This is a genomic window from Kineococcus rhizosphaerae (genome assembly GCF_003002055.1).
GTDB classification, from domain to species: Bacteria; Actinomycetota; Actinomycetes; order Actinomycetales; family Kineococcaceae; genus Kineococcus; species Kineococcus rhizosphaerae.
Map to the genome: position 1 here is coordinate 83,889 of NZ_PVZF01000003.1, position 25,773 is coordinate 109,661.

General features: G+C 74.3%; 28 protein-coding genes. 12 read left to right on the plus strand and 16 right to left on the minus strand.

The window, feature by feature from the left end:
• Window positions 1–3: 3 nt before the first annotated feature.
• A complete protein-coding gene (locus CLV37_RS07500; protein WP_170127113.1) occupies window positions 4–366 on the minus strand; it encodes a nuclear transport factor 2 family protein in 363 nt (120 codons plus the stop codon).
• 70 nt (window positions 367–436) lie between these two features.
• Here CLV37_RS07500 and CLV37_RS07505 point away from each other — a divergent pair, with 70 nt between their 5' ends.
• Both CLV37_RS07505 and CLV37_RS07510 read left to right on the plus strand, forming a co-directional pair.
• The gene (locus tag CLV37_RS07505; protein WP_106208802.1) at window positions 437–1,312 is read left to right on the plus strand and encodes a LysR family transcriptional regulator; all 876 of its coding nucleotides are present in this window, start codon (window positions 437–439) and stop codon (window positions 1,310–1,312) included.
• Window position 1,313: 1 nt separating this feature from the next.
• Window positions 1,314–2,186 carry an aminodeoxychorismate lyase gene (locus CLV37_RS07510; RefSeq protein ID WP_106208804.1) on the plus strand — a complete coding sequence of 291 codons (873 nt, stop codon included), beginning with the start codon at window positions 1,314–1,316 and terminating at the stop codon, window positions 2,184–2,186.
• A gap of 52 nt (window positions 2,187–2,238) precedes the next feature.
• On the opposite strand, the gene CLV37_RS07515 is transcribed toward CLV37_RS07510, so the two are convergent.
• Both CLV37_RS07515 and CLV37_RS07520 read right to left on the minus strand, forming a co-directional pair.
• Window positions 2,239–3,078, minus strand: a complete 840-nt coding sequence (locus tag CLV37_RS07515; protein WP_106208806.1) for a peptidase — start codon at window positions 3,076–3,078, stop codon at window positions 2,239–2,241.
• Window positions 3,079–3,142: 64 nt separating this feature from the next.
• Window positions 3,143–3,433: a hypothetical protein gene (locus CLV37_RS07520; RefSeq protein ID WP_106208808.1), complete on the minus strand. Its 291-nt coding sequence runs from the start codon at window positions 3,431–3,433 to the stop codon at window positions 3,143–3,145.
• Between the two features lie 171 nt (window positions 3,434–3,604).
• Here CLV37_RS07520 and CLV37_RS07525 point away from each other — a divergent pair, with 171 nt between their 5' ends.
• Together CLV37_RS07525 and CLV37_RS07530 are read left to right on the plus strand one after the other, a co-directional pair.
• Window positions 3,605–4,204: a sulfite oxidase-like oxidoreductase gene (locus CLV37_RS07525; protein WP_106208810.1), complete on the plus strand. Its 600-nt coding sequence runs from the start codon at window positions 3,605–3,607 to the stop codon at window positions 4,202–4,204.
• 42 nt (window positions 4,205–4,246) lie between these two features.
• Window positions 4,247–4,984 carry a ferredoxin reductase gene (locus CLV37_RS07530; RefSeq protein ID WP_211298472.1) on the plus strand — a complete coding sequence of 246 codons (738 nt, stop codon included), beginning with the start codon at window positions 4,247–4,249 and terminating at the stop codon, window positions 4,982–4,984.
• A gap of 21 nt (window positions 4,985–5,005) precedes the next feature.
• Here the strand turns inward: CLV37_RS07530 and CLV37_RS07535 are convergent, their stop codons facing one another.
• Window positions 5,006–5,398, minus strand: coding sequence for a PPOX class F420-dependent oxidoreductase (locus CLV37_RS07535; protein ID WP_106208812.1), 393 nt, complete (start codon window positions 5,396–5,398; stop codon window positions 5,006–5,008).
• 2 nt (window positions 5,399–5,400) lie between these two features.
• On the opposite strand from CLV37_RS07535, the gene CLV37_RS07540 reads away from it, so the two are divergent.
• Both CLV37_RS07540 and CLV37_RS07545 read left to right on the plus strand, forming a co-directional pair.
• The gene (locus CLV37_RS07540; protein ID WP_106208814.1) at window positions 5,401–6,312 is read left to right on the plus strand and encodes an acetamidase/formamidase family protein; all 912 of its coding nucleotides are present in this window, start codon (window positions 5,401–5,403) and stop codon (window positions 6,310–6,312) included.
• Window positions 6,313–6,486: 174 nt separating this feature from the next.
• Window positions 6,487–8,532, plus strand: a complete 2,046-nt coding sequence (locus CLV37_RS07545; RefSeq protein WP_106208816.1) for a S53 family peptidase — start codon at window positions 6,487–6,489, stop codon at window positions 8,530–8,532.
• Between the two features lie 71 nt (window positions 8,533–8,603).
• Here CLV37_RS07545 and CLV37_RS07550 read toward each other — a convergent pair whose 3' ends face one another.
• Complete coding sequence (locus CLV37_RS07550; RefSeq protein WP_106208818.1) at window positions 8,604–10,013, minus strand: dihydrolipoyl dehydrogenase family protein; 1,410 nt, start codon at window positions 10,011–10,013, stop codon at window positions 8,604–8,606.
• Window positions 10,014–10,079: 66 nt separating this feature from the next.
• Between CLV37_RS07550 and CLV37_RS07555 the strand changes: the two genes are divergently transcribed.
• Complete coding sequence (locus tag CLV37_RS07555; protein WP_106208820.1) at window positions 10,080–11,231, plus strand: glutamate--cysteine ligase; 1,152 nt, start codon at window positions 10,080–10,082, stop codon at window positions 11,229–11,231.
• On the opposite strand, the gene ald is transcribed toward CLV37_RS07555, so the two are convergent.
• The gene (gene ald, locus CLV37_RS07560) at window positions 11,232–12,347 is read right to left on the minus strand and encodes an alanine dehydrogenase (RefSeq protein WP_106208822.1); all 1,116 of its coding nucleotides are present in this window, start codon (window positions 12,345–12,347) and stop codon (window positions 11,232–11,234) included. It abuts the gene before it with no gap.
• A gap of 99 nt (window positions 12,348–12,446) precedes the next feature.
• On the opposite strand from ald, the gene CLV37_RS07565 reads away from it, so the two are divergent.
• Window positions 12,447–12,956 (plus strand): Lrp/AsnC family transcriptional regulator, encoded by a 510-nt coding sequence (locus tag CLV37_RS07565; protein ID WP_106208824.1) that lies wholly within the window; start codon window positions 12,447–12,449, stop codon window positions 12,954–12,956.
• 18 nt (window positions 12,957–12,974) lie between these two features.
• Here the strand turns inward: CLV37_RS07565 and CLV37_RS07570 are convergent, their stop codons facing one another.
• A complete protein-coding gene (locus tag CLV37_RS07570; RefSeq protein ID WP_106208826.1) occupies window positions 12,975–13,619 on the minus strand; it encodes a TetR/AcrR family transcriptional regulator in 645 nt (214 codons plus the stop codon).
• 135 nt (window positions 13,620–13,754) lie between these two features.
• Between CLV37_RS07570 and CLV37_RS07575 the strand changes: the two genes are divergently transcribed.
• Window positions 13,755–15,248 carry an MFS transporter gene (locus tag CLV37_RS07575; RefSeq protein ID WP_106208828.1) on the plus strand — a complete coding sequence of 498 codons (1,494 nt, stop codon included), beginning with the start codon at window positions 13,755–13,757 and terminating at the stop codon, window positions 15,246–15,248.
• A 38-nt stretch (window positions 15,249–15,286) separates the two neighbouring features.
• Here CLV37_RS07575 and CLV37_RS07580 read toward each other — a convergent pair whose 3' ends face one another.
• The 7 genes from CLV37_RS07580 to purD are packed head-to-tail and all read right to left on the minus strand — an operon-like array spanning window position 15,287 to window position 21,298.
• Window positions 15,287–16,210 carry an ABC transporter substrate-binding protein gene (locus tag CLV37_RS07580; protein ID WP_211298473.1) on the minus strand — a complete coding sequence of 308 codons (924 nt, stop codon included), beginning with the start codon at window positions 16,208–16,210 and terminating at the stop codon, window positions 15,287–15,289.
• Window positions 16,211–16,219: 9 nt separating this feature from the next.
• A complete protein-coding gene (locus tag CLV37_RS07585) occupies window positions 16,220–16,915 on the minus strand; it encodes an LrgB family protein (RefSeq protein ID WP_106208830.1) in 696 nt (231 codons plus the stop codon).
• On the minus strand, window positions 16,912–17,298 hold the full coding sequence (locus tag CLV37_RS07590) for a CidA/LrgA family protein (protein ID WP_245885308.1): 387 nt from the start codon (window positions 17,296–17,298) through the stop codon (window positions 16,912–16,914). The genes CLV37_RS07585 and CLV37_RS07590 overlap by 4 nt, the downstream gene beginning before the upstream one ends.
• Entirely contained in the window at window positions 17,289–18,101 is an 813-nt protein-coding gene (locus tag CLV37_RS07595; protein ID WP_106208834.1) for a DUF4253 domain-containing protein, read from the minus strand. The genes CLV37_RS07590 and CLV37_RS07595 overlap by 10 nt, the downstream gene beginning before the upstream one ends.
• 22 nt (window positions 18,102–18,123) lie before the next feature.
• Complete coding sequence (locus CLV37_RS07600) at window positions 18,124–19,140, minus strand: hypothetical protein (protein WP_106208836.1); 1,017 nt, start codon at window positions 19,138–19,140, stop codon at window positions 18,124–18,126.
• Window positions 19,140–20,042: a phosphoribosylaminoimidazolesuccinocarboxamide synthase gene (locus CLV37_RS07605; protein WP_106208838.1), complete on the minus strand. Its 903-nt coding sequence runs from the start codon at window positions 20,040–20,042 to the stop codon at window positions 19,140–19,142. The genes CLV37_RS07600 and CLV37_RS07605 overlap by 1 nt, the downstream gene beginning before the upstream one ends.
• Entirely contained in the window at window positions 20,039–21,298 is a 1,260-nt protein-coding gene (purD, locus tag CLV37_RS07610) for a phosphoribosylamine--glycine ligase (RefSeq protein ID WP_106208840.1), read from the minus strand. The genes CLV37_RS07605 and purD overlap by 4 nt, the downstream gene beginning before the upstream one ends.
• Before the next feature lie 72 nt (window positions 21,299–21,370).
• Between purD and CLV37_RS07615 the strand changes: the two genes are divergently transcribed.
• Complete coding sequence (locus CLV37_RS07615) at window positions 21,371–22,462, plus strand: FUSC family protein (RefSeq protein ID WP_106208842.1); 1,092 nt, start codon at window positions 21,371–21,373, stop codon at window positions 22,460–22,462.
• 26 nt (window positions 22,463–22,488) lie between these two features.
• On the plus strand, window positions 22,489–22,962 hold the full coding sequence (locus CLV37_RS07620) for a DUF4383 domain-containing protein (RefSeq protein ID WP_106208844.1): 474 nt from the start codon (window positions 22,489–22,491) through the stop codon (window positions 22,960–22,962).
• A 52-nt stretch (window positions 22,963–23,014) separates the two neighbouring features.
• Here CLV37_RS07620 and CLV37_RS07625 read toward each other — a convergent pair whose 3' ends face one another.
• Both CLV37_RS07625 and CLV37_RS07630 read right to left on the minus strand, forming a co-directional pair.
• Complete coding sequence (locus CLV37_RS07625) at window positions 23,015–23,857, minus strand: GNAT family N-acetyltransferase (protein ID WP_106208846.1); 843 nt, start codon at window positions 23,855–23,857, stop codon at window positions 23,015–23,017.
• Window positions 23,858–23,923: 66 nt separating this feature from the next.
• Window positions 23,924–24,466: a CGNR zinc finger domain-containing protein gene (locus CLV37_RS07630; RefSeq protein ID WP_106209379.1), complete on the minus strand. Its 543-nt coding sequence runs from the start codon at window positions 24,464–24,466 to the stop codon at window positions 23,924–23,926.
• A 66-nt stretch (window positions 24,467–24,532) separates the two neighbouring features.
• Between CLV37_RS07630 and CLV37_RS07635 the strand changes: the two genes are divergently transcribed.
• Window positions 24,533–25,729, plus strand: coding sequence for an epoxide hydrolase family protein (locus CLV37_RS07635; RefSeq protein WP_245885309.1), 1,197 nt, complete (start codon window positions 24,533–24,535; stop codon window positions 25,727–25,729).
• The last annotated feature ends 44 nt before the right edge of the window (window positions 25,730–25,773 follow it).

A 25,773-nucleotide genomic window follows, 5' to 3' on the forward strand; every position in this document is an offset into this window, starting at 1 on the left:
GGCTCACCCGGCCAGCGCGGCCAGCAGGTCCCGGGGGTCGAACACGACGCGGATCCGGTCGATGCCGCGCGGCCCGACGTGCAGGCGGTTCGCGACGGGGAACGGGTCGAGCCCCTCGATGCGGGTCCGCATCGTGAACCAGGTGATCGCCTCCTCGTCCTCGACGAGCAGCCTCTCGACGACGACCTCGTCGAGGAACCCCCGGCGCATCCCCAGCAACCCGGCCACGCACTCGTCCGGGCCGTGCGCGACACCCATGGGCCCCCGGAACGTGACGCCGGGGTCGAAGAGCGTGCGCAACCCCTCGGCGTCCTGACCGTTCCAGCCCCGGAAGTACTGCTCGGCGTGTTCTCTCACGGTGGTCACGGCTCCACCCTGCGCCGGTAGGAGCCAGAAGTCCAAGACCGGTTCGTGACCCCTGCCATACGGTGTGGTGATGGATCTGCGCGCCCTGGAGCACTTCGTGGCCGTCGTCGACGAGGGTGGTTTCACCCGCGCCGCGCAACGGCTGCTCGTGGCCCAGCCGGGCGTCAGCGCGCAGATCCGCAACCTCGAGCGGGAACTGGGCCAGACGTTGTTCGAGCGGCACGCCCGCGGCGCGACCCTGACCGCCGCGGGCGAGGCGGCTCTGCCCCACGCCCGGGCCGCGCTGGCCGCCGCGGCCGCCGTCGGCGACAGCGTCGCGGAACTGTCCGGCCTGCTGCGCGGGACCCTGCGACTGGGGATGCTGCTGTCCAGCAACGGGATGCAGATGCCGGCGCTGCTGCGCCGGTTCCGCGACCAGGCACCGGCGGTGGACGTCACGATCGTCGAGGACGACGCCGCGAACCTGCTCGCGGCCGTGCGCGAGGGGACGCTGGACGTCGCCTGGACCGCGACGGCGGCCACCGCCCCCGAGGGCCTGCAGAGCCGCCGGGTCTCCGACGAACCCCTGTCCGCGCTCGTCGTCCCCGGCCACCGCTGGACGCGGCGCCGGACGGTCCCGCTGGCCGAGCTGTGCACCGAACCCCTGCTCGTCGTCCCGCGCGGCGGGGGGATCCGGACGGTGCTCGACACCGCGTGCGCCGAGCACGGCCTCGACCTGCGCGTCGAGCTGGAGGCGAACTCCCCCGTGCTCCTGGCCGCGCTGGCCCGCGAGGGGCTGGGGATCGCGGTGGTCCCCTCCTCCTACGCGGCGACCGCGGAAGGTCTGCACGCGCTGCGGATCGTGCGCCCGGACCTCGTGGGCCGGGTCCAGGTGGTGTGGCGCGCCGAGAACCCCTCCCCCGCGACCCGCGCGTTCGCCGCCCTGGTCCGGCGGGCAGGATGGTGACGTGCCCAGCAGCCCGGTCCTGTTCCTCGCCACGATCGCCGCCGACGGCACGACGTCGTTCGCCCCCGCCGATCCCGGTGCGCCGCAGCTGCGCGTGGACGACCTGGGCGCCACCCGCGGCGACGGGGTCTTCGAGTCCGTCAACGTCGTCGGCGCGGTCCCGCAGAGCCTGACCCACCACCTCGCGCGCTTCGCCCGCTCGGCCGCGATGCTCGACCTGCCCGCCCCCGACGCGGCGGCCTGGACCGACGCCGTCCACCGGGCCGTGGCCGCCCACGAGCCCGGTGACGAACTGCTGGCCAAGCTCGTCCTCACCCGCGGGGTCGAGGGGTCCGGCGTGCCCACCGGCTGGGTCCACGTGTTCCCCGGGTACGACTACGGGACCCAGCGCACGGCCGGGATCGACGTGCTCGTCCTCGACCGCGCCTACCCCAGCGACGTCGTGACCCGCGCACCGTGGCTGCTGCAGGGCGCCAAGACGTTGTCGTACGCGCTGAACCAGGCCGCGCTGCGGTACGCCCGCGGCCACGGCGCGCACGACGTGGTGTTCGTCTCCGCCGACGGTGACGTGCTGGAGGGCCCGAACTCGACGGTGCTGGCGAAGTTCGCCGACCGCTGGGTGACGACCCCGCCAGAACTCGGGCTGCTGGACGGGACCACGCAGGGCCGCGCGTTCGCCTGGGCCCGGGCCCGCGGCGAGCGCACCGAGGTGGCCCACCTGACGGTCGACGACCTCAGGACCGCCGACGCGCTGTGGTTGCTGTCCAGCGGCCGGTTGTCCGCGCCCGTGCGCAGCCTCGAAGGGGTCCCGCGCCCGACGGACGCGGGGCTGCAGGCCGAACTCCTGCAGCACCTGCTGACCGTTCACGAGTGAGGCGGGGGCGATCACCCCGGCCGCTCCCGCGCCGGGGCCGCATGAACCCTGGTCAGCGCCCCGTCAGGCTCAGGGTGAGCTGCTCGGCACCGGTGTGCACGGCGTCCTGGACGTCGATGCGGTAGAGCCCGGTGCTGGGCAGGGTGAGCGTCACGTCGGACTGGTTCCGGCCCCCGGTCGTGTGCAGCGGGGTGCCGTCCGGGGCGATCAGCGCGAACGTCCCCGTGCGGGAACCGCCGAGCTGGACGCGGGCGCGCTGCCCCTTCGACGCGGCGAAGGTGTAGGCGGCGCGGTCCTGGGGTCCGACCGTCGCGCTCACCGTCGCGCTGGTGCGGCCGGGCGCGAAGTCGATCTTCGTGGCCTCGGCGACCACCGGCCTGCCCGGCTGGGCCGCCGACGCACCCGGCTTCGTGGTGGCCTTCGTGCTCGCCGGGATGGACAGGTCCAGCCGGTAGCTGGAGGGCCGGGTGGAGACGATGTCGACGTAGTAGCGCCCCGTCTCGGGCAGGCGGTAGGTGAAGTCCGACTGCCGCGGGCTGTGCGCGTCGTGGACGGCCGGCCCGGAGGGGCCGACGAGGGTCCAGGTCTGGGCGCTGGTGGAGCGGGCCAGGTGGAAGCTGGCGGTCTGCCCGGCCTTCGCGTCGAAGACGTACCGGTCGTCCTCACCGGGCCCGACCTTGCCGGAGACGCTGGCCGAGGTCGCACCCTTGGCGAAGTGGACGACCGTCTGCGCGGGGACGCCGTGGGCGCCGGACCCGGTGCCGGTCCCGGTCACCGGGCCGGCGGCGCTGGCGACACCCGCACCGGCCAGCAGGGCGGCGGCGGTGAGGGCGGCGGCGGTGAGGGCGGCGGCGGTGAGGACCTTGCGGTGCTGCACGAACTGGGTGTTCACGGTGGTTGTGCCCTTTCGGAACTGGTGAGGAGGTTCGGTCCCGCTGACTGCGGTCCCGGCTCCGTCACGGGGAGGACGCAGCAGCGGCCGCACCTGTTACACCGCCCCGCCCCGTGATCACCCACTGCGGGGCGATGAGGGCACCGGTGCAGATCGGTTCGCCGTCCTCGTACAGGCGGACGCTCCACCGGCCGTCGCGGCTCACCGACCCACCGACCACGGCCTGCGCCGGCACGGCCCAGACCACGGCGCACACCACCGCGCACACCACCGCGAGCAGGCCGGTGGACCTCGTGCGCAGGCGCTGCCGGCGCCGCGTCGGCGACGAGGCGGCCCACTGCGGGAACCGGGTCACGTCTCGCTCCAGGAGGTTCGCGTCGGACGGGTTCCGCCGCTGCGGTCCCCCCGGGGGACGCGGCACGGCGCTGCCCGGACCGCAGGGGCGCCGAACCGGGTGGACCAGGCCCTCGCGGGGTCACGTCCGCCCCTTCACGACGGTGTCGCGGATGCGCTTCAATGCCTGACCATGGCGACGTTCTCCCCGGGCTTCGGCGGTCGGCGACGCGCTGCGCGGGACGACCTGCCCCCCGGGCAGTACGAGACCCACGACTTCCCCGTCCTGTCCTACGGCCCCACGCCCCACGTGCCGCGCGACACCTGGCAGTTCACCCTCACCGACGAGAACGGTGCCCGGCGGAGCTGGTCCTGGCAGGAACTGCTGGACCTGCCCCAGGAGGACATCACCGTCGACATCCACTGCGTCACCAAGTGGTCGAAGTTCGCGACCAGCTGGCGGGGCGTCTCGCTGGACGTGCTGCTCGACGACGTCGAGACGTCGGCCGACTTCGCCGTGGCGCACAGCTACGGCGGGTACACCACGAACCTGCCGCTGGACGACCTGCTGGACGGCAAGGCGTGGATCGCCCACGGCTACGACGGGCAGGACCTCGAACCCGAGCACGGCGGCCCGGCGCGACTGCTCGTGCCCCACCTGTACTTCTGGAAGTCGGCGAAGTGGGTGGACGGCCTGCGGCTGACGACGACCGACGAACCGGGTTTCTGGGAGACCAACGGCTACCACGCCTACGGGGACCCCTGGCGCGAGCAGCGGTACTGGGGCGACTGACGGGGGACGACCGGCGAGATCGAGGGACGGGGGACGGCTGACGTGCGGCGGTTGACGTGGCGGGCGGCGACCCTGGTGGCGGCCCGGTGGGAGACGGCCGCGGCGCGGACCCTCGTGCTCGACGTCCCCGACTGGCCCGGGCACCTGCCCGGGCAGCACGTCGACGTGCGCCTGACGGCGCCCGACGGCTACCAGGCGCAGCGCAGCTACTCCATCGCCTCCGCCTGGCCCGCCGGGGGCGGCAGCCGCCTCGAACTCACGGTGCAGCGCCTGGGCGACGGCGAGGTGTCGCCCTACCTCACCGACGTGCTGGGCACCGGGGACCAGATCGAACTGCGCGGTCCGGTCGGCGGGTGGTTCGTGTGGGACCGGCACGTGCCCGGACCGGTCCTCCTGGTGGCCGGCGGTTCCGGCGTCGTCCCCCTGATGGCCATGGTCCGGGCCCGCGCTCTCCTCGCCGCGCAGCAACCGTTCCGGCTCGTCTACTCGCTGCGCAGTCCGGAGGACCTCTACTTCCGGCGGGAACTCGAGCAGGTGCAGCGCGGTGGGCGCGGCGTCGAGGCCCACCTCGTCTACACCCGCTCGGCACCGCCCGGGTGGCCGGTTCCGCCGGGGCGTCTGGACGCGGCGGCCCTGGCGGAGCACGGCTGGCCCGCCGACGCGGAACCCACGTGCTTCGTCTGCGGTCCGACGGGTTTCGTGGAGACCGCGGCGAACCTGCTGGTCGAACTGGGGCACGACCCCCAGCGCATCCGCACCGAACGCTTCGGGGGTTCCTGACCGGTTCGCCGCACCGGAGCGTCAGCCGACGGCGTGGACCCGGTCGGCCGCGATCGTCAGCACGACGCGGACCTGGTCGCGGCCGCCGAACCAGGGGTACGGGGCGCCGAGGTACTTCTGCGACAGGGCCTCGATGCCCTCCGTCCCCCCGTCGGTGGTGGTCGCCACGACCCGGCCCCGCACCGCGAAGTAGCGGCTCGGGTTCGCCGGGTCGGCGACGGTGACCGCCACCCGGCCGTCCCGTTCCACGTTCCGCAGCTTCTGGAAACCCTGCACCGTGTTGATGACGATGTTCGTCCCGTCGGTGTCCACCCAGGTCTGGGTGAGCTGGGGCGAGCCGTCGGGCATCGTCGTCGCGAGGTAGCAGGTGGCGGGTCCGCGCAGCAGCGCGAGCAGTTCGGGGGGAAGATCCATGCGTGGACGCTACCCCGACCGACGTGTTCGACCCCGACCTGGAGCCCGCGCTCGTGGTCGACGACGGACAGCGCTTCGTCGTCGAGGCCCTCGACGCCCGCGGCTACCTGGAACGCCCGCAGCGGCCCGGGGGGCCCGCTCCCCGCCGCATCGAGGACGCCCGCGGTCACTGCCTGGTCGGGCCGATCGCCGTGCGCGGCGCCGAACCCGGGGACGTGCTGGCGGTCACCCTGCACTCGATCACGACGTCGGGCTGGGGGTGGACCAGCGCCGGCGCGGTGGACACCCCGCTGAACGCGCGGCTCGGCGTCACCGACCGGGTGGACCTGCTCTGGGACATCGACGACGAGGCGGGGACGGCCACGAACCAGCTGGGGTTCACGGTCGACACCGCGCCCTTCCTCGGCGTCATCGGGACGACGCCGGCCGAACCCGGCCAGCACTCCACGACCCCGCCGCGGCCCGGCCACGGCGGCAACGTCGACTGCCGCTCCCTGGTCGCCGGTTCCACGCTGTTCCTGCCCGTGCACGTCCCCGGCGCCCTGCTGTGCCTGGGCGACGGCCACGCGGCCCAGGGTGACGGCGAGGTCTGCGGGACGGCGGTGGAGTGCGGCACCACGACGGACCTGACGGTGTCCGTCGTCCCGGCGCCCGCCCTGCCGTCGGTCCACGCGACGACGCCCACGGAGCGGCTCACGTTCGGGTTCGACGCGGACCTGAACGCCGCGACGGACGCGGCGCTCGGCGACATGGTGACCTGGGTCGCCGCGGAACTCGGCCTCGACCGGCCGACCGCGCTGGCCCTGCTCAGCACGTGCGCGGACCTGCGCGTCACCCAGGTCGCCAACCAGACGTGGGGCGTGCACGCGGCGCTGCGGCACGACGCCCTGCGGCGGAACCGGCCACGCCCCTGACGCTTCGGCGCACGTGCGAATCTCACTCTGGAGCATCGGACGATCACTCACCGTGAAAATACCCGGGGCAACTACCCACTCGTGACATCTCCGTGACACCGAGTGGCGCGTTTTCACCCACACGGCCGCACGGAGGTCTAGGTTCGCGACACCACTCCGCGGAAAGGACCACTGGTGCAACACTCAGCGTCTTCCAAGGTTTCTCCAGCACGGCTGTCCATCAGGCTGCTCACCGCAGCGGTCGGCGCCACCGCCCTCGTCGCGACCGGCGGCGTGGCCCACGCCGCACCGCCCCGGACCACGACGATCGCCGGCACCCTGCCGAGGTGGCTGCCGAGCGGCACCGCGCGCCTGCTGCGCTCGGCCCCCGTCACCGCCCCGCAGACCGTCCGCGTCTACCTCGCACCGCGCGGCGGGCTGACCGCGCTGCAGGACGCGGTCGCCGCCGTCTCCACGCCCGGCTCCCCCTCCTACGGCCACTACCTCACCGGGGCGCAGTACACCGCCTCCTACGCCCCCACCGAGGCCGCCGCGACCGCGGTCTCGAACTACCTGGCCTCCGCCGGCCTGCACGTGGACTCGGTCGAGGCGAACCGGCGCTACGTGGCGGCGACCGGGACCCCCGCCCAGCTCCAGCGCGCCTTCGGGGTCACGCTGGCGTCCTTCACCCACGACGGCGCGCAGGTCGTCGCCCCCACCACCGCCGCGTCCCTGCCCACCGACGTGGCCGCCGACGTCCTGACCATCAGCGGCCTCGACACCAGCGTGCAGCGCATGACGTCGCAGCACGTCACCGGGGAGACCGGCTCGACGACGGCCACCGCGACCGACACCGCGGCGAACCGCACCGCGGCCGCCGCCTCGGCCGCCGGGGTCGCCCAGCCGGTCATCGCACCCCCCGCCGCGTCCGTCGTGGGCCGTCCCTGCACCCAGTTCTACGGCGGGCTGCTGGCGAAGTACCAGGCGGACTACAAGACCCCCCTGCCCACGTACGGGGGGCAGACGCTGTCCTACGCCCTGTGCGGCTACACCGCCCCGCAGCTGTTCAACGGGCTCGGCGGGGACAGCGGCAACTACGGCAAGGGCGTGACCGTCGGCATCGTCGACGCCTACAACTCCTCGACGATCGTGCAGGACAGCGACACCTACGCCAAGAACTACGGCTGGCCCCGGTTCGGCCAGGACCAGTACTCCACCTGGAGCGCCGGGAAGTTCACCGACCAGGAGGAGTGCGACGCCTCGGGCTGGACAGGTGAGCAGACCCTCGACGTGCAGGCCGTGCACGCCGTGCGCCCCAACTCCCGCATCCGGTACTACGCGGCCGCGAACTGCGGCCAGGGGCTGCTCGACGCGCTGGCCGCCGTCGTGGACGAGAACCGCGCCGACGTCGTCACCAACTCCTGGGGCGACCTGGAGACCAACACCGGCGCCGACGCCGTCTTCGCCTACGAGCAGGTCTTCCTGCAGGGCGCGCTGCAGGGGCAGACGTTCCTGTTCAGCTCCGGCGACAGCGGTGACGAGGTCGCCTCGACCGGCACCAAGCAGGTCGACTACCCGACGAGCGACCCGTACGTCACCTCCATCGGCGGGACCTCGACGGGCCTGGGCAACGGCACGCGCAACGTCCTCGCCGAGAGCGGCTGGGGCACCCGCGTGAACACCCTGAACGCCAAGGGGACCGGCTGGACCGACGGCGGGTACCTCTACGGCGCGGGCGGCGGGTACTCCACCCTCTTCCCGCGGCCCGCCTGGCAGGCCTCGACCGTGCCCACCTCGGCCCCGACCGGGCGCGGGGTGCCGGACATCGCCAGCATCGCGGACCCGCAGACCGGGATGCTCGTGGGCCAGACCCAGACCTTCCCGGACGGGATCCACTACGGGGAGTACCGCATCGGCGGGACGAGCCTCGCCTCGCCGCTGGCGGCGGGCGCCCTCGCCGAGGCGGTGCAGGTCGGCGGCAAGCGGGCGGGTCTGGCGAACCCGGCGCTGTACTCGATCGCCCGCGGCGCCTACACCGACGTCAAGGCCTCCCCGGTCAAGGGCGTGGTCCGCACGAACTACACCAACGGCCTGGACCCCAGCGGCGGGTTCACGTACACCGTCCGGACCTGGGGCCAGGACTCCAGCCTCGCGCTCGCGAAGGGCTGGGACCCCGTGACGGGTCTGGGACGCCCCGGCGCGACGTTCGCCCGGACCCTCGGGAAGACCCTGGGCGGCTGAGGCGGCCGGGACCGACGGAACGCGCCCACCGGGTCCTCCCGGTGGGCGCGTCCTGCGTGCGGGGGACGGCGTCAGAGCCCGTAGGTCTCCAGCAGCCGCAACCACACCTCGCTGATCGTGGGGTAGCTGGGGACGGCGTGCCAGAGGCGTTCGAGGGGGACCTCCCCGACGATCGCGACCGTCGCGGCGTGCAGGAGTTCGGCGACGTCCTGCCCGACGAACGTCACCCCGACGATCACGCGCCGGTCCTCGTCGACGACCATGCGGGCCGTGCCGGTGTACCCGTCGGCGACGAGGGAGGCACCCGCGACGTTCCCGATCTCGTAGTCGACGACCTTGACGTCGAGGCCCCGCTCCCGGGCCTGCGCCGCGGTGAGCCCCACCTGGGCGACCTCGGGGTCGGTGAACACGACCTGCGGGACGGCGTGGTGGTCGGCCGTGGCCGTGTACCTCGACCACGCGGGGGTCTCGATCGGCCCGGCGGCCCGGGCGGCGATGGCGTCGCCGGTCGCGCGCCCGGCGTACTTGCCCTGGTGGGTGAGCTTGGGGCGGCCCGAGACGTCGCCCGTGGCGTAGAGCCAGCCGCCCTCCACACCGTCGACGAGACCGGTGTCGTCCACCGACAGCGAGCCCCCGTCCTCCAGGCCCACGGTCTCCAGCCCCAGGCCCGAGGTCGCCGGGCGGCGGCCGGTGGCGACGAGGAACTCGTCGGCCTCGACGCGGGAACCGTCGGACAGCTCCACCGTGAAGGGGCCCGTGCCCTCGCGGGTGACCCGCGTCGGGGACGCCCCGAGCCGCACGTCGACCCCGTCGGCGCGCAACGCCCCGGCGACGAGCTCCCCGGCGAACTCCTCCTGGCCGCCGAGCAGCCCGGTCCGGGCGGCGAGGGTGACCGTGGACCCCAGCCGCGCCCACGCCTGGGCCAGTTCGACGCCGACGACGCCGCCGCCGAGGACGAACAACCGGCCGGGCACGGTCTTCGCGCTGGTGGCCTCGCGCGAGGTCCACGGCGAGCTGTCCGCCAGCCCCGGCACGTCCGGGACGACCGGGACGGACCCGGTGGAGAGCACGACCGCGTGCCGGGCCACCAGCACCTCGTCCCCGACCCGCACCCGGCGGGGGCCGTCCAGCCGGGCGGTCCCGCGCACGAGCGACAGACCGGCCGACTCCAGCCACTGCGCCTGGGAGGAGTCGTCCCAGTCGTGGGTGAAGGACGTCCGCCGCTGGAGGACCTCCGCCGCGTCGAGACCGCCCGTGACGGCCTCGGCGGCCCCCGGCAGCCGCCGCGCCGCCGCCAGGGCCTGCCCGGAGCGCAGCAGCGCCTTGCTGGGCATGCACGCCCAGTAGGAGCACTCCCCGCCGACGAGCTCCTTCTCCACGACCACGACCGACAGCCCCGTCCGGGCGGCCCGGTCGGCCACGTTCTCCCCGACCGGTCCGGCCCCGACGACGACGACGTCCACTTCCCGCTCAGCGCTCACGCACCGGACGGTAGAGCCTCACCCGGTGGTGCGGCGAGGGTGGCACGGGTGTGGTGTGATCGTCGGGTGGGCCGACGCACGGTGGAGTTCAACGCCTCTCCCCGCCCGACGCTGGGCGTGGAGTGGGAGATGGTCCTCGTGGACCGCGGCACGCGCGACCTCGCGTCCCGGGCCTCGGAGGTCCTCGAGGCGGTCGAGCGGGAGGCCTCCCCCACGGGCCCGCGGGTCACCAAGGAACTGCTGCGCAACACCCTCGAGGCCGTCACGGGGGTGTGCGACACGGTCGCCGAGGCCGCCGACGACCTCACGCGGACCCTGGACGCGATCCGGCGCGTCACCGACCCGCTGGGCCTGGACCTGATGTGCGCGGGGACGCACCCGTTCGGCCGCTGGGACGAGCAGCTCGTCACCCCCGACCCCCGCTACGCCGAGCTCCTGGAACGCACCCAGTGGTGGGGGCGGCAGATGCTCATCTGGGGCGTCCACGTCCACGTCGGCGTGAACTCGGTGCACAAGGTGCTGCCGATCCTGAACACCCTGCTCAACCACTACCCGCACCTGCAGGCGCTGTCGGCGAGCTCGCCGTACTGGACGGGTTTCGACACCGGCTACGCCAGCAACCGGGCGCAGATGTTCCAGCAGCTCCCGACGGCCGGCCTGCCGTTCCAGTTCGGCGCGTGGGACGAGTTCGAGGACTACGTGGACGACATGTTCGTCACCGGGGTCATCGACGGCCTGTCCGACGTGCGCTGGGACGTCCGCCCGTCCCCGCGGTTCGGGACCATCGAGGTCCGGGTCTGCGACGGGACGCCGTCGTTGCGGGAACTGCGCGCGCTGACGGCGTTCACCCAGGCCCTCGTGGTGCACCTCGACGCGCGTCTGGAAGCCGGCGAGACCCTGCCGACGATGCCGCCGTGGCACGTGCAGGAGAACAAGTGGCGCGCGGCCCGCTACGGCCTGGACGCCGAGATCATCGTGGACGCCGCCGGTCGTGAGCGGCTCGTCACCGACGACCTCGACGAGTGGCTGAACCGCCTGGAACCCGTTGCCCGGCAGCTGGACTGCGCCGACGACCTCGCCCTCGTCGCGGAGATCCCGCGACGGGGGGCGAGCTACCAGCGGCAACGGGCGACGTTCGAGGCGGCGTGCGCGCGGGGGGCGGCCAACCCCCTGCACGACGTCGTCGACTCGCTCGTGGCCGAGCTGCGCGAACCCTGATCAGGCCAGCGCGTCGGCCAGGGTGGTCGACGGCAACCCGTGCGCCGCGGCGACCTCGGCGTTGACGAGCGAGCCGGCGTGCGTGGACAGCCCGCCCGCGAGCGCCGCGTCGGAGCCCAGCGCGGCCTTCCAGCCCGAGTTCGCGAGCTTGACGACGTAGGGCAGCGTGGCGTTGGTCAGCGCGTAGGTGGAGGTGTGCGGGACGGCGCCGGGCATGTTCGCGACGCAGTAGAACACCGACCCGTGGACGGTGAACGTCGGGTCGTCGTGGGTGGTGGGGTGGGAGTCGGCGAAGCAGCCGCCCTGGTCGATGGCGATGTCGACGAGGACCGAGCCGGGGCGCATCTGGGCGACGAGCTCGTTGCTGACGAGCTTGGGGGCCTTGGCGCCGGGGACGAGGACGGCGCCGATGACGAGGTCGGCGCCACGGACGGCGCGGGCCAGTTCGTAGGAGTTCGACACGATGGTGCGCACGGCGCCGCCGAAGCGGGCGTCGACCTCGCGCAGCTTGGGGATGGACAGGTCGAGGACGGTGACCTCGGCGCCCATGCCGAGGGCGATCTGGGCGGCGTTCTGGCCCGAGACCCCGGCGCCGATGACGACGACGTCGGCGCCGCGCACGCCGGGGACCCCGCCCATGAGGACGCCGCGCCCCCCGGCCGCGCGCATGAGGGAGTACGCACCCACCTGCGGGGCGAGCCGGCCGGCGACCTCGCTCATGGGGGCGAGCAGGGGCAGGGAGCGGTCGGGCAGCTGGACGGTCTCGTAGGCGATGGCGGTGGTGCCGGAGGCCAGGAGGGCGTCGGTGCACTCGCGGGAGGCGGCGAGGTGGAGGTAGGTGAAGAGGACCTGGTCGCGGCGCAGGCGGTGGTACTCGCTCGCGACGGGTTCCTTGACCTTGAGCAGGAGGTCGGCGGCGCCCCAGACCTCGTCGGCGTCGGCGACGATCTTGGCGCCGGCGGCCTCGTACTCGTGGTCGGGCAGGGAGCTGCCGAGGCCGGCACCGGACTGGACGAGGACCTCGTGGCCGTGGCCGGCGAGCTCGTGGACGCCGGCGGGCGTGAGGGCCACGCGGTACTCGCGGTTCTTGACCTCGGTGGGGACGCCGATGCGCATGGTGCTCTCCTCGTCGTTGCGGTCAGGCTCGGTTCCAGCGTGAACAGCGTTCGACGAGACGGCAAGCTCTCTGCAGATGATTCGTGGGAGGCTGTACGAGTGGCAGATCCTTCGAGCACGGCGGCGTACGGACCGGTCCCACCGAAGAAGCTGCAGCGCATCGTGGACCCGGTGGACCGCGCGATCCTGCGGGTGCTGGCCGAGGACGCGCGGATCACGAACGCCGCCCTGGCCCAGCAGGTGGGGATCGCGGCCTCGACGTGCCTGCTGCGGGTGCGGGCGCTGCGCGAGTCGGGGGTGATCCGGGGGTTCCACGCCGACGTCGACCCCGCGGCGCTGGGGCTGGACCTGCAGGCGATGATCGCGGTGAAGCTGGCCGCGCACGCCCGCGGGAGCATGGGCCCGTTCGTCGCGCGGATGCGCCGCCAGCCGGAGGTGCTCGACGTGTACTTCGTCGCCGGGGCCGACGACTACCTGCTGCACGTGGCGGTCGAGAGCACGGCGGCCCTGCGCGACTTCGTCGCCGAGCACCTCTCGCGGGACCCGGACGTGGGGCTGACGGAGACGAGCCTGATCTTCGAGCACACCCGGGCCGCGGGGCGCTCCTGACCCGGGGGCGCCCCCGGCTCAGGGGCGGGCGACGGCGCAGCCCGCGGGGGGCGGTGCGAGCGGCTCGCCCACCAGGGGCGGCAGCTCGCCGGCCGGCGGGCAGACCGCGTCGACCAGGAGCAGGGCGTAGCGCCGCCAGGCGTCCGGGTGCTCGTCGCGGGTGCGGTCGGCGATGGAGCCGATCATGGACGACACGGCGGGGACGTCGTCGGGGGTGAACCCCTGCCGCACAGCGCCTTCGGCCTGCGCCCGGGCGACGACACCCCCCATGAGCGCCCACAGCCGCTCCCGCAGTTCCAGCGCCTCGGCGGTCTGCGGTGCCGCGCGCATGACGGCCGTGGACAGGGACCGGTCGCTGGAGCGCAGCTGCATGGCCCCCAGCAGGTACTGGCGCAGTCCCTCGCGACCCGTGGGCAGCGCCGCGGCCTGCTCGGCGAGCTCGACGAGCGTCTCGTACTTGGCGGTGACCAGGCCGGCGAGCAGGGCGTCCTTGTCGGGGAAGCGGCGGTAGACGGTGCCGACCCCCACGCCGGCCTCCTCGGCCACGTCGTGCAGCGTCACGTCGAGGCCGCGTTCGGCGAAGAGCTTGCGGGCCGCGTCGACGATGAGGGCGCGGTTGCGGACGGCGTCGGCGCGCAGGGGGCGGACAGCGGTCGTGCTCACGACCCCAGGTTACCCGCGTCCGGGAACAAGTGGACGCATCTTGTCCGTTTGCGTGTACGCTGATGGAAGTGGACGCGAGCCGTCCGCTTCAGTCGGCCCGAACCACTCGCCGGCACCTCGACCCCTGGAGAACCCGTGAGCTCCGCCACCCCCACCCGCAGGGACACGCGCCACCATCCCGCGCACGTCGTCGTGAAGGACCACCGCTGGGCGATCCTCGCCGTCATCGGCATCGCCCAGCTCGCCGTCGTCCTGGACGCCACGATCGTCAACATCGCCCTGCCCGCCGCCCAGCGCGACCTCGGCTTCGCCGACGACCAGCGGCAGTGGATCGTCACGGCGTACTCCCTCGCGTTCGGGTCCCTGCTGCTGCTCGGCGGGCGCCTCGGGGACCTGTTCGGCCGCAAGAACACGTTCATCGTCGGCCTCGTCGGGTTCGCCGGCACCTCCGTCGTCGGCGGCCTGGCCGAGAACTTCGGCCAGCTCGTCGCGGCCCGCGCCGGCCAGGGCGTGTTCGGCGCCCTGCTCGCCCCCTCGGCGCTGGCCCTGCTCACCACGACGTTCACCGACCCGAAGGAACGCGCCAAGGCGTTCGGCGTCTTCGGCGCCATCGCCGGTTCCGGGGCCGCCACCGGCGTCCTGCTCGGCGGGGTCCTCACCGAGTACACGACCTGGCGCTGGTGCCTGTACGTGAACGTCGTGTTCGCGGTCCTCGGCGTGGTCGGCGCCCTGGTGTTCATGCCCAGGCCCGTGCGCGGCCACCGCCCGCGCCTGGACCTGCTCGGCACCGCCACCATCACCGTCGGCCTCGTCGGGATCGTCTACGGGTTCTCCAACGCCGAGCGCCACGGCTGGTCCGACGTCACGACGATCGTCTCGCTGGTGGCCGGCGTCGTCCTCGTCGCGCTGTTCGTCCTCGTCGAGTCCCGCGTCTCCCACCCGCTGCTGCCGCTGCGCATCGTCCGCGACCGCGACCGCGGCGGGGCCCTGATCGCGATCGGCCTGGTCGGCGTCGCGATGTTCGGGATCTTCCTGTTCCTGACGTACTACCTGAACCAGACCCTGCGGTTCTCATCCTTGGAGACCGGGCTGTCGTTCCTGCCGATGCCGTTCTCGATCATGACGGCCGCCACCCAGATCACCCCGCGCCTTCTGCCGCGCGTCGGCCCCAAGGTCCTGCTGCGCACCGGCGGGATCGTCGCCGCGGCCGGGATCCTGCTGTTCCTGCGCACCGCGGCCGACAGCACCTGGGCCGGGACCGTCCTGCCCGCCCTCGTGGTGACCGGCCTGGGGATGGGCCTGATCGTCTCCTCGGCCATGAACACCGCCACCGCCGGCGTGGCCCGCGAGGACGCCGGGGCGGCCAGCGCCAGCGTCAACACGTTCCAGCAGATCGGCGGTTCGATCGGGACGGCCCTGCTGTCGACGGTGTTCGCCAGCGCCGTGGAACACCACGGCGGGAACCCCGCCGACGCGGTGCTGCACGGGTACCACGTCGCCTTCACCGGGGGCGCGATCGCCGTGTTCCTCGTCGCGGTCGTCTCCGGCAGCCTGGTCAACCGGCACGCCGTGCGGCAGGAACGGCTCGCCGGGATCACCTCGATCCCGGCGCCGAGCGCCGCGCACTGAGACCTGCGCCCCTCCGCGAACGCGGAGGGGCGTACTGCTCAGCCCGCGTCGAGGATCCGGTCGATGTCGTCGAGCACGCGCTCGCCGCCCAGGGGCCCGACGCCGGAGACCCAGTACGACGTGTCGACGAGGTGCACGTGCCCGAACACCTGCGGGGCGTTCGCGACGAGCGGCGGGACGCCCGCGGGGTCGGCCACGTCCTGCACGGGGACGAACAGGTGGTCGGCGGCGGCCTCGGGGACCCGCTCGGGAGAGATGTCGACCTGGATGCCGCCGCCCCAGTCGCGCTCGGGGAGCGTGAACCCCGCGCACTCCAGGACGCTGCCGGCGAACGACGTCGGCCCGTACAGGCTCAGGGTCGCCGCGTCCCGGGGGCGGACGAAGTTCGCGGTGGTCCCCGCCAGGGCGTGCTCGGCGGCGATCCGGTCGCAGCGCCGCCGGTGCTCGTCGAGGAGTTCGGCGGCCCGGTCGCCGCGCCCCAGGGCCTGCGCGACGAGCGCGACGTCGTCCGCCCAGGGGTCGGACTGACTGGCCACGAACACGGTCGGCGCGATGGAGCGGAGTTCGTCGTAGAGCTCGGAGTGCCGGGACTCGGTGCCCAGGATCAGGTCCGGTTCCAGCGCTGCGATCGCCTCGAGGTCGGGTTCGGGGACGGTCCCGACGCTCGCCACGGCGTCCCCCACGCCGAGGTAGGCCGGGATCCCGGCGACGTTGCTGGCCACGGCCGCCCCGACGGGCGTCACGCCGAGCGCGACGGCCGTGTCGAGTTCGAGGGGTTCGAGGGTGACGACGCGCCGCGGGTCCGCCGGGACCTGCGTCGTCCCGCGGACGTGCTGGACGCTGCGCCCCTCGACGCGGGGTGCGTCCGCGGCGGAGGGGTTCGAGCAGCCGGTGAGGGCGAGCCCGGCGGCGAGGGCGAGGGCGATGGTCGTCAGGCGTATGACAGGTGAGCCTAACCTCACTCGAAGGCGTCAGTGGAAGGCCCGGGCGACGACCGGCAGCGCGACGGTCATCGCCAGCGCGTTGAGCACCATGGCCGCGCTCGACCAGCCCCCGGTGACGTCGGACTCCGCCAGCGCCCGCGACGTCCCGATCCCGTGCGAGACCACCCCGAGCGCGAAACCCCGCGCGCGGGCGTCGGTGACCCGGACCCGGTCCAGCAGCCACGGTCCGACCGTCGCCCCCAGCACTCCCGAGACGAGGGTCAGGACGACCGCGAGGGTCGTGTTCGCCCCGATCGCCTCCCCCACCGTCAGCGCGACCGGGGTCGTCACCGACCGCGGCAACGTCGTCAGGACCAGCTCGTCGGGGGCGCCGAGCGCGACGAGCGCGGCGACCGTGACGCCCACGCTCACGACGCCGGTCACCACGAGCGTCACGAGCACCGCGAGCCGGTCGGCCAGCAGCGCCCGCCCCGAGCGCAGCAGCGGCAGCGCGAGGGCCACCGTCGCCGGGCCGAGCAGCAGGGTCAGCACCGACACCGACGACAGGTACTCCGCGTACGAGATCCCCAGCAGTTCCAGGACGACCGAGACGACGACCATGGCGACGAGGACCGGGGCGAGCAGGGCCGGCCGCCCGAGCCGTCGGTGCAGCTCCCCGGCGCCCAGGTAGGCGCCCACCGTCAGGAACAGCCCGAAACCGGGCGCGTGGACCAGCGCGTTCACGCCGTCCCCCGGCGCCGCAGCAGCCGCTGCAGGACGAGTCCGGCCACCACGAGACCCGTCGCGAACGAGCCGACGACCGCGAGCGCCAGCGGCCCCGCGTGCTGCACGAGCGTGGAGAGCTGGGTGAGGGCGCCGACCCCGGGCGGGACGAAGAGGAGCTGCAGGTGCTTCAGCAGCGGTTCACCGGCCGGTTCGGCCCGGCGCGCGAACCGCGGGAACCGGGCTCCGACGCCGAGCAGGACGACCAGCCCGACGACGGCGCCCGGCACGGGCAGGTGCGTGAGGTCGACGAGCAGCGTCCCGAGCAGCTGCAGCCCGAGCAGCAGCGCGAGCGCGGCCAGGACCGAGCGGGCCCCGTCGGTCTCGGCGGTCCTCAGTCCCACCAGAACCTCCACGCACCGGCGCCGACCAGCTGCTCCGCGTGCCCGACGACGTCGCCCGGCCCGTTCTGGACGATCTCGTCGCAGCAGAACGCCAGGTGCTCGGCCGCGACGGGCACGGCCGCCTCGAGGGAGGTGGGCGGGGCCGCGACGCTCAGCCGGACGGTGTCGAAACCCAGCGCGACGAGCCGGGTGGAGAACCGGTCCTCCCAGCTGCGCAGGACGGCCGACAGGGTCGCGGGGGCGACGTCGGAGTTGACGGCGCCGTACCAGCCGATCGCGGCGAGGACGTCGGCCCCGCGGTCGACGGCGACGAGCCCGAGGTGCCGGTGGGGGCCGTGGTCGAGCAGTTCGCAGGCGAACCGCTCCGCCGCGGCGAGGGGGTCGGTGACCGCGGGCAGCGCGGGCGAGAGCCCCGGCCAGGCGGGTGGCGGCCCGGTGGGCGGTTCCTCCCCGTCGTCCTCGTCCTCCCAGTCGTCCTCGTCCTCGAGCGCGGCGGCGTACTCCCCCGCGAGGAACGTCTCGACGTCGAGGGGGACGACGTCGTCGGGACCGGAGAACTCCCCCACGGTCCAGGGCCGTTCGACGTCGCCGACCTCCAGCCCCTCCAGGAGGACGGGCCACAGCCCCGTCGCGGGGTGCAGACGGGCGAGGCGGCCCCAGTCGTCGCGGGCGGCGGGCGCCGCGCTCACCCAGACCACCGGCCCGGCCCCGGGCACGCCCACGGGGGCGACGAGCCTGCCGGGCGGCAGGCCGGGGACGTCGTCGACCAGGTCGGGCAGCGCGGGGCGGGGGTGTCGGGCCACGCGCCCACGGTAGAGCGCCGGGTCAGCCCCGCACCCGGCGCGACCGGGCCAGGTCGGCGTTCACCAGACCGAGCAGCACGAGGTCCCCGAGCAGCCCGGCCGTCGCGGCGAACTGGGACGCCGCGAACAGGAACACCTGCGTCAGCAGCAGGGACGTCAGCACCGACCGCTGGAACGACTCCACGGCCGCGCGCCGCCCGCGGCGCCGGCCCTGCCACAACCCGGTCGTCGTGAACACGACCGAACCGGCGGTCCCCAGCAGCACCCCGCCGACCGAGACGCCGTGCGGGGCGTCGGAGAGCGTCAGCCAGGCGAGGACGAGCAGGGCCCACGCGACCTGGGTGAACAGCAGGACCCCCATGACGGGCAGGGCGAACCGCGACCGCGAGACCCGGGCGAACCCGTCGGCGACGCGCTGCCACCACCCCTCGAGGCGTTGCGGCACGGCCGGTGCGCGGGTCTCGATCCGTTCCAGCAGCCGGCGCACCTCCGCCGCCCCCTCGACGTCACCGACCTCGTCGAGGGAGTGCAGCACCTCGGCCCGCCGGTTCTCCGACAACCGGCCCGCCAGCCCGTCGACGAGGACGTGCGCGGCGTTCGCGACCCGTTCGGCGTCCGAGAGCGGGACCCGCCGGCGCCAGAAGTGCGCCCCCACCACGAAACCCGCGAACACCACGTACATGATCGCCGCGGACGGGGCGAAGAAGTAGTCGTTGTCGGACGTGACGAACTTGCCGACCTCGTCCAGGAACAACCCGAACCCGATCCCGCCGAACAGCGCCGCCACCGGACGCGGTCCGGGCCCGATGTACGACAGCTGCAACCACATCGCGAACAGCATCAGCAGTCCGCCGGGCAGCACGTGCGCGACGTGCAACCCGGTGTCCCCGCCGATCTGCGGGTACCCCGACAGCGCCAGGTACAGCCGTGTGATCAGGATCGTCGAGATCCCCGCGACGACGAACGTCGTCAGGTGCTGCACGGCCTTCGTGCTGCGCACGAGGTCGAGGTGGAACAGGCCCTTCAGCCGCGGGAGCATCAGCCGGCGAACGTGGACCCCGTCAGCCGCTCGTAGGCGTCGACGTAGCGTTCGCGGGTCCGCTCCACGACCTCGGCCGGCAGCACGGGCGGCGGCTCGGAGCCGTTCCGGTCCCACCCCGAGGCCGCCGACGTCAGCCAGTCGCGCACGAACTGCTTGTCGAAGCTCGGCTGGGCCCGGCCCGGTTCCCAGCTCTCGGCCGGCCAGAACCGCGAGGAGTCGGGGGTGAGGACCTCGTCGCCGAGGACCGTCACGCCGTCGGCGCGGCCGAACTCCAGCTTGGTGTCGGCCAGGACGATCCCGCGCTCGCGGGCGATCTGCTCGGCGCGGCGGTACACGGCGATCGTCAGGTCGCGCAGTTCGGCGGCCGCCTCCGCCCCGACGGACGCGGCGACGTGCTCGAAGGAGACGTTCTCGTCGTGCTCACCGACCTCGGCCTTGGTCGCCGGGGTGAAGATCGGTTCGGCCAGCCGGGAACCGTCCACGAGACCGGCGGGCAGGGCGACCCCGCACACGGCCTGGTTCTCGCGGTACTCGACCAGCCCCGACCCCGTGAGGTAGCCGCGGGCCACGCACTCGACGGGGAACATCTCCAGCTTGCGGCAGAGCATGGCCCGGCCCGCGACGGCCGCGGGGACGTCGGTCGACACCCCGCCGGACAGCAGGTGGTTCGGGACGATGTCGCGCAACTGCTCGAACCACCACAGCGACAGGGCCGTCAGGACCTTGCCCTTGTCGGGGATGGTGCTGGACAGCACGTGGTCGTAGGCGGAGATCCGGTCGCTGGCGACGACCAGGACGGTCCCGTCCTCCCCGGCGGCGGGCACGTACAGGTCGCGGACCTTGCCCGAGTAAGTGTGGGTCCAGCCCGCGAGCTCGAGGGGTTCCACGGGGGCGCTCACGCCTGCGCCGCCGTCAGCGCGATGTCGCGGCGGAACCGGCCGCCGTCGAGGTCGATCAGCTCCACCGCCTCGTACGCCACGGCGCGCGCCGCGGACAGGTCCGGCCCGACGCCCACGACGGACAGCACCCGGCCGCCGGCGCTGACGATCGCCGCGCCGTCGGGCGCGGTGGCCGTTCCGGCGTGCAGGACGTCGGCCCCGCCGATCGCGTCCGCCTGCGCCAGCCCGCGCAGCACCCCGCCGGTGACCGGCGCCTCCGGGTAGCCCGGGGAGGCCAGGACGACCGTGACGGCGGCGTCCTCGCGCCAGCGCAGGGCGGGCTGCTCGGCGAGGGTGCCCGTGGCGCAGGCGTTCAGGACCGCGCCGAGCGGGGTCGCCAGCCGGGCCAGGACGACCTGGGTCTCCGGGTCGCCGAACCGGGCGTTGAACTCGATGACCCGCGTCCCGCGCGAGGTCAGCGCCAGCCCGCAGTACAGGACCCCGCTGAAGGGGGTGCCGCGCCGGGCCATCTCGTCCACGACGGGCTGCGCGATGCGCTCCACGACCTCGTCCGCCAGGCCCTCGGGCGCCCACGGCAGCGGCGAGTACGCGCCCATGCCGCCGGTGTTCGGGCCCTCGTCGCCGTCGAGGGCCCGCTTGAAGTCCTGCGCGGGGGCCAGCGCCACCACCGACGTCCCGTCGGTGAGGCAGAACACCGAGACCTCCGGGCCGTCGAGGAACTCCTCGACGACGACCGGGCCGTGCTCCAGGCAGGTGCGGGCGTGCGCGAGGGCCGCCTCGCGGTCGGAGGTGACGACGACGCCCTTGCCCGCGGCGAGCCCGTCGTCCTTGACGACGTGCGGGGCGCCGAACGCGTCGAGGGCGGCGGCGACCTCGTCCTCCGTGGTGCACAGGTGGGCCATCGCGGTCGGCACGCCCGCGGCGGCCATGACCTCCTTGGCGAACGCCTTGGACCCCTCCAGCCGGGCCGCCTGCCCGGACGGGCCGAAGACGGCGATCCCGGCCGCGCGCACGGCGTCGGCGACCCCGGCCACCAGCGGGGCCTCCGGGCCCACGACGACCAGGTCGGCGCCCAGGCGCTGCGCGAGGGCGGCGACGGCGCCGGGGTCGGTCGCGTCGACCGGTTCGACGCTCACGTCGAGCGCGATCCCGGCGTTGCCCGGGGCGGCGACGACGCGGTCCACCCCCGGGTCGTGCAGCAGGGCACGCACGAGGGCGTGTTCGCGGGCACCGGATCCGATGACGAGGACGTCCACGGGACTCGAGGGTAGAGGTTCGGGGTGGCCGTCCCGACCGCGCGCGGGGGGATCCACTGCCAGGATGGGCGGGTGCCCCGCACGATCCCGTTCGCCGTGACGGCCCGCCGCCGGCTGCGCACGGGCTGGCAGCGCTGGCAGGGGTCGTGGTGGCAGATCATGCAGTGCGGGCTCGGCGCCGGGATCGCCTGGCTGCTGGCCCAGGCCCTGTGGGGGCAGCCCTACCCCGTCTTCGCGACCGTCGCGGTCGTCGTGTGCCTGGGGGTGCAGAACAACCAGCGGGTGCGCCGCGTGGGCGAGCTGGGCGTCGGCGTCACCATCGGCGTGCTGCTCGGCACCCTCGTCGTGCACTTCGTGGGCCGCGGCCCCCTGCAGATCACGGCCATCGTGGCGACGGCCATGTTCGTGGCCCGGTTCCTGGACTCGGGGATCCTGCTCGTCAACCAGGCGGCCCTGCAGGCCGCGTTCATCGTCGCCTACCCGCCCACCGCGGGCGGCGGCGGCGGGGGGCGCTGGCTGGACGCGATGACGGGGGTGGTGGTGGCCCTCGGTGTGGCCGCCCTGCTGCCGCCGGACCCGCGCCGCGACGTGCGGGGACGGGCCCGGGCCTACGCCGGGCAGCTCGCCGACCTCCTGGAGGACGGCGCCGACGCCCTGCGCAGCCGCGACGCCGCCAAGGCCGAGGACGTCCTGAACCGGGCGCGGGGCACCCAGACGGAGCTGGAGGGCTGGTCGCAGTCGGTCAACGCGGGCCAGGAGGTGCACCGGCTGTCCCCGTTGCGCCGCCGCGGGCGCGGGGAGATCGTGCGGCAGAAGAAGCTGCAGGCCGGGATGGACCGCGCGACCCGCAACCTGCGGGTGGCGCTGCGGCGCGTCAGCACCGCCCTGAAGTACGACGAGCCGATGCCCGACTCCCTGGCGGGTGCGCTCGACGGCATGGCCGCGGCGATCCGCTCGCTGGGGGAACCGCCCTACCCGGGCGAGACGGTGCCGCCGTCGGTGGCCGTGCTGCAGGAGCTGGCGGTCACCCTGGGGCCTCGGACCCTGGGCGCGGAGTCGCTGTCCGCGACCGTGGTCGTGGCGCAGCTGCGCTCGGCCGCCGTGGACCTCCTGCAGGCCCAGGGCGTGGGTGCGGCCGAGGCGCACCGCCTGCTGCCGCGCTGATCCGGCGCATCGGCGATGATGGGGGCATGAACGCTCCCGCCGCCCCCGCTGCGATCGAGTCCGCGTACCCCACCGAGGTCAGCGGCCCCGTCAACGGCTTCGCCCGCGCCGCGGGCGTCCTCGTCCTGGGCCTGGGTGTCCTCGGGCTGGTCCCCGGCATCGTGACGCACTACTCCGACCTGGGCTTCTACAGCTCGGGCGCCAACCTCTTCGGCCTGTTCCGGACGTCGATCGTCAGCGCCTCCCTGCAGATCCTCTTCGGCCTGGCCATCCTCGCCTTCTCGGGGTCGGTGCGGCAGGCGCACAAGGTCGTCGTCTGGGTCGCCCTGGCCTACCTGGCCGCCGGTCTGGCCGGCGCGGGCCTGCGGGTGAACGCCGAGCGCGACGACCTCGTCGTCAACGCCGCCAGCAACTGGCTGCACCTGGCCCTGTTCTTCGTCCTCGCCGGTGGTGCGGCGCGCAGCCGCAAGAAGCACATCGAGCAGCTGGGCGTGTTCTGATCCGCTCCCCCGGTCGCCGCGGCGCTCCGCGCGCCGCGGCGGCGGGTACGGCCTAACCGCCCAGCGGCAGGTCGTAGTAGTCCTCGGTCTGGACGCGGGCGAACCCGACCGAGGTGTAGAGGCCGAGCGCACGGTCGTTGTCGACGGCGACCTCGAGCCGGACCGACGTGGCGCCGCCGGCGAAGAACTCCCGGCAGACGCGGCGCAGGACGTCGCGGCCGATGCCCCGGCCCTGCGCCCGCGGGTCGACCGCGAAGCCGTAGACCCCGCCCTGGTCGCCGTCGCGCTGCAGCCGAACGGTTCCGACGGGTTCCCCGGCGTGCTCGACGAGCAGGGTGCGCCCGGTGCGCAACCCGTCCTCCAGGTGCGTCGGCGCCTCGCCGAAGGCGGCGGTGAGCAGTCCGGTGAGCACCCCCAGGTCCGCGGCCGTGGCGTCGCGCAGGACGGTGCGGGCGTCCTCCTCCCCCGTGGCGGGCGCGTGGTCGAGCCGCAACGCGTGCTCGGAGTGCTCCAGCGGTGCCCCGAGGCGCTGCGCCAGGTGGTGCCCCGCCGCCGAGGGCCGCGGGACGATGAGCAGCGCCTGGGCGAACCCGCGCTCGCGGCAGACGCGGACGGCCGCCTCGAGCAGGGCCGACCCGATCCCCCGCCCCCGCGCACCCGGGGCGACCATGCCGACGAGTTCGACGACGCGACCGTTCCAGGTGTCGAACCCGACGTACCCCACCACCTGCCCGTCGACCGTCCACAGCAGGTCGTTGGTGTGGTCGCCGGTCCTGTCCCGCAACCCGTTCCACTCGATCTTCAGCCGGCCGCCGTCGTGGGCGACGACCTCCTGCTCGAGGGCGGCGACGGCGCGCAGGTCGTCGGGGGACAGTCGGGTCCTGGTGTGCAGCACCGGGTCAGTCGACCGGTCGCGCCGCGGGCGGTCAACCGCGTTTCCCGGCCGCCCGGGCCCGGGCCGTCAGGCGGTGGCCCGCCGGCGGTAGGCCGCCGTCTTGTGGCGGTTGCCGCACACCTGCATCGAGCACCAGCGGCCGGCGCCGCTGCGGGAGGTGTCGTGGAAGGCCCAGCGGCACTCCGGTGCGGCGCAGAGCTTCAGCCGCGACCAGCGCCCCGAGGCGACGGCCGTCGCGACGGTTTCGACGAGGACGTCGAGCCCGGGTGAGCCGGTGGCGGCGGCGAGCCGCAACCGGCCGGACCCGTCCGGCGCCAGACGCACCGGGAATCCGGCCAGCGCGTCCTGCCCCGCAGCGGGTCCCGCCCCGAGGAGGGCCTCGCGCAGCGCCGTCCGCAACCGCAGGACCGCGCCCAGCTCGGCCGCGTCCGGCTCGGCGCCGTCCGGTGCGGAGCCCGCGAGGTCGTGCTCGCGCCACCAGGCGGACAGGGCCTCGCCGGAGACGAGTTCGTCGGTGGCGCTGTGCTCCTGCCCGTGCCGGGTGAAGCGCCGCTCGTCGAGGGTGTTCAGGAAGTCCCGCACGAGGTCCAGGTCGCCCGCCGTCCGCATCACGACACCAGATTAGACCGTCTCCGGTGTTGACAGGTCGTGCGACACCGGTAATACGCTTGAATGGTGTCGAACTCCTCCCTCCCCGAGATCGCCACCGACACCACCGCCGGTGGACCGCTGCTGCAGGTGCCCGAGGCCGACCTGGCCGACCTGCGATCCCGGCTGCGTGCGACGCGCTGGGCCACCCCCTGGCCGGTCGAGCCCTGGCAGGTGGGGACCGACGGCGCCGACCTGCGGCGCCTGGTCGCCCGCTGGGCCGACGGGTACGACTGGCGTGCCCACGAGGCGCAGATCAACGCGCTGCCCTCCCACGTCGCGGAGATCGAGGGCACCCGGGTCCACTACCTGCGCTTCGACGCCGAACCCGGCGCCGGTCCGGACCCCCTGCCGCTCGTGCTGACCAACGGCTGGCCGAGCACCTCCTACGAGCTCGTCGGCCTCGCGCAACGGCTCTCGCAGCCGTCGCGGTTCGGTGGCGACCCGCGGGACGCCTTCACCGTGGTCGTCCCCTCCCTGCCGGGTTTCCCCTTCTCCGGGCAGCGCCCCACCCTCGACGCGCTGCCGACCCACGAGTTGTGGCACCGCCTCCTGCACGACGAGCTCGGGTTCACCCTCTACGGGGCGCACGGCGGCGACCTGGGGGCCGGGATCACCGGGTGGCTGGCGCAGGCCCACCCGGAGTCGGTGGTCGGCGTCCACCTCCTCGACGTCGACCGGACCCCGCGGGCCGGGGACACCGACCTGAGCGCCGAGGAACGCGCCTACCTCGACGCCGTCGCCGACTGGGAGGACCGCGAGGGTGCCTACGCCCACCAGCACAGCACCCGCCCGCTGACCCTGGCCCAGGGGCTGAGCGACTCCCCGTCCGGGCTGCTGGCCTGGATCCTGGAGAAGTACCGCGCGTGGAGCGACTGCGACGGGGACGTGACGGGGCACTTCGGCGACGACTTCCTGCTCACCCAGGCGTCGCTGTACTGGTTCAGCGGCACGATCTCCACGTCGTTGCGGCCCTACTACGAACGCCGTCACGGGCTGACGCCGACGCTGGAACGGGTGCGCGTCCCCACGGCCGTCGCCTGGTTCCCGGCCGACCTCGGCGCCCGCCCGCCGGAGTCCTGGGTGCGGCGCCGCTACGACCTGGCGCGCTTCACGCCGATGCCGCGCGGCGGTCACTTCGCCGCCGTGGAGGAACCCGAACTGCTGGCCGGTGACATCACCGCCTTCTTCGGCCCCCTGGCGCGCACGGCGCCGACCGGGTGAGGCGTTCCGCGCGATCGGCCCCGGGTTGCGCACCGCGCGGAACC

What these genes read in the sequence shown, in the direction of transcription:
- CLV37_RS07505 (WP_106208802.1), top strand. Translation starts at nt 437, where the DNA reads ATGGATCTGCGCGCCCTGGAGCACTTCGTGGCCGTCGTCGACGAGGGT.
- CLV37_RS07525 (WP_106208810.1), top strand. Translation starts at nt 3,605, where the DNA reads ATGGCGACGTTCTCCCCGGGCTTCGGCGGTCGGCGACGCGCTGCGCGG.
- CLV37_RS07535 (WP_106208812.1), bottom strand. Translation starts at nt 5,398, where the DNA reads ATGGATCTTCCCCCCGAACTGCTCGCGCTGCTGCGCGGACCCGCCACC.
- ald (WP_106208822.1), bottom strand. Translation starts at nt 12,347, where the DNA reads ATGCGCATCGGCGTCCCCACCGAGGTCAAGAACCGCGAGTACCGCGTG.
- CLV37_RS07600 (WP_106208836.1), bottom strand. Translation starts at nt 19,140, where the DNA reads ATGCTCCCGCGGCTGAAGGGCCTGTTCCACCTCGACCTCGTGCGCAGC.
- CLV37_RS07620 (WP_106208844.1), top strand. Translation starts at nt 22,489, where the DNA reads ATGAACGCTCCCGCCGCCCCCGCTGCGATCGAGTCCGCGTACCCCACC.
- CLV37_RS07630 (WP_106209379.1), bottom strand. Translation starts at nt 24,466, where the DNA reads ATGCGGACGGCGGGCGACCTGGACCTCGTGCGGGACTTCCTGAACACC.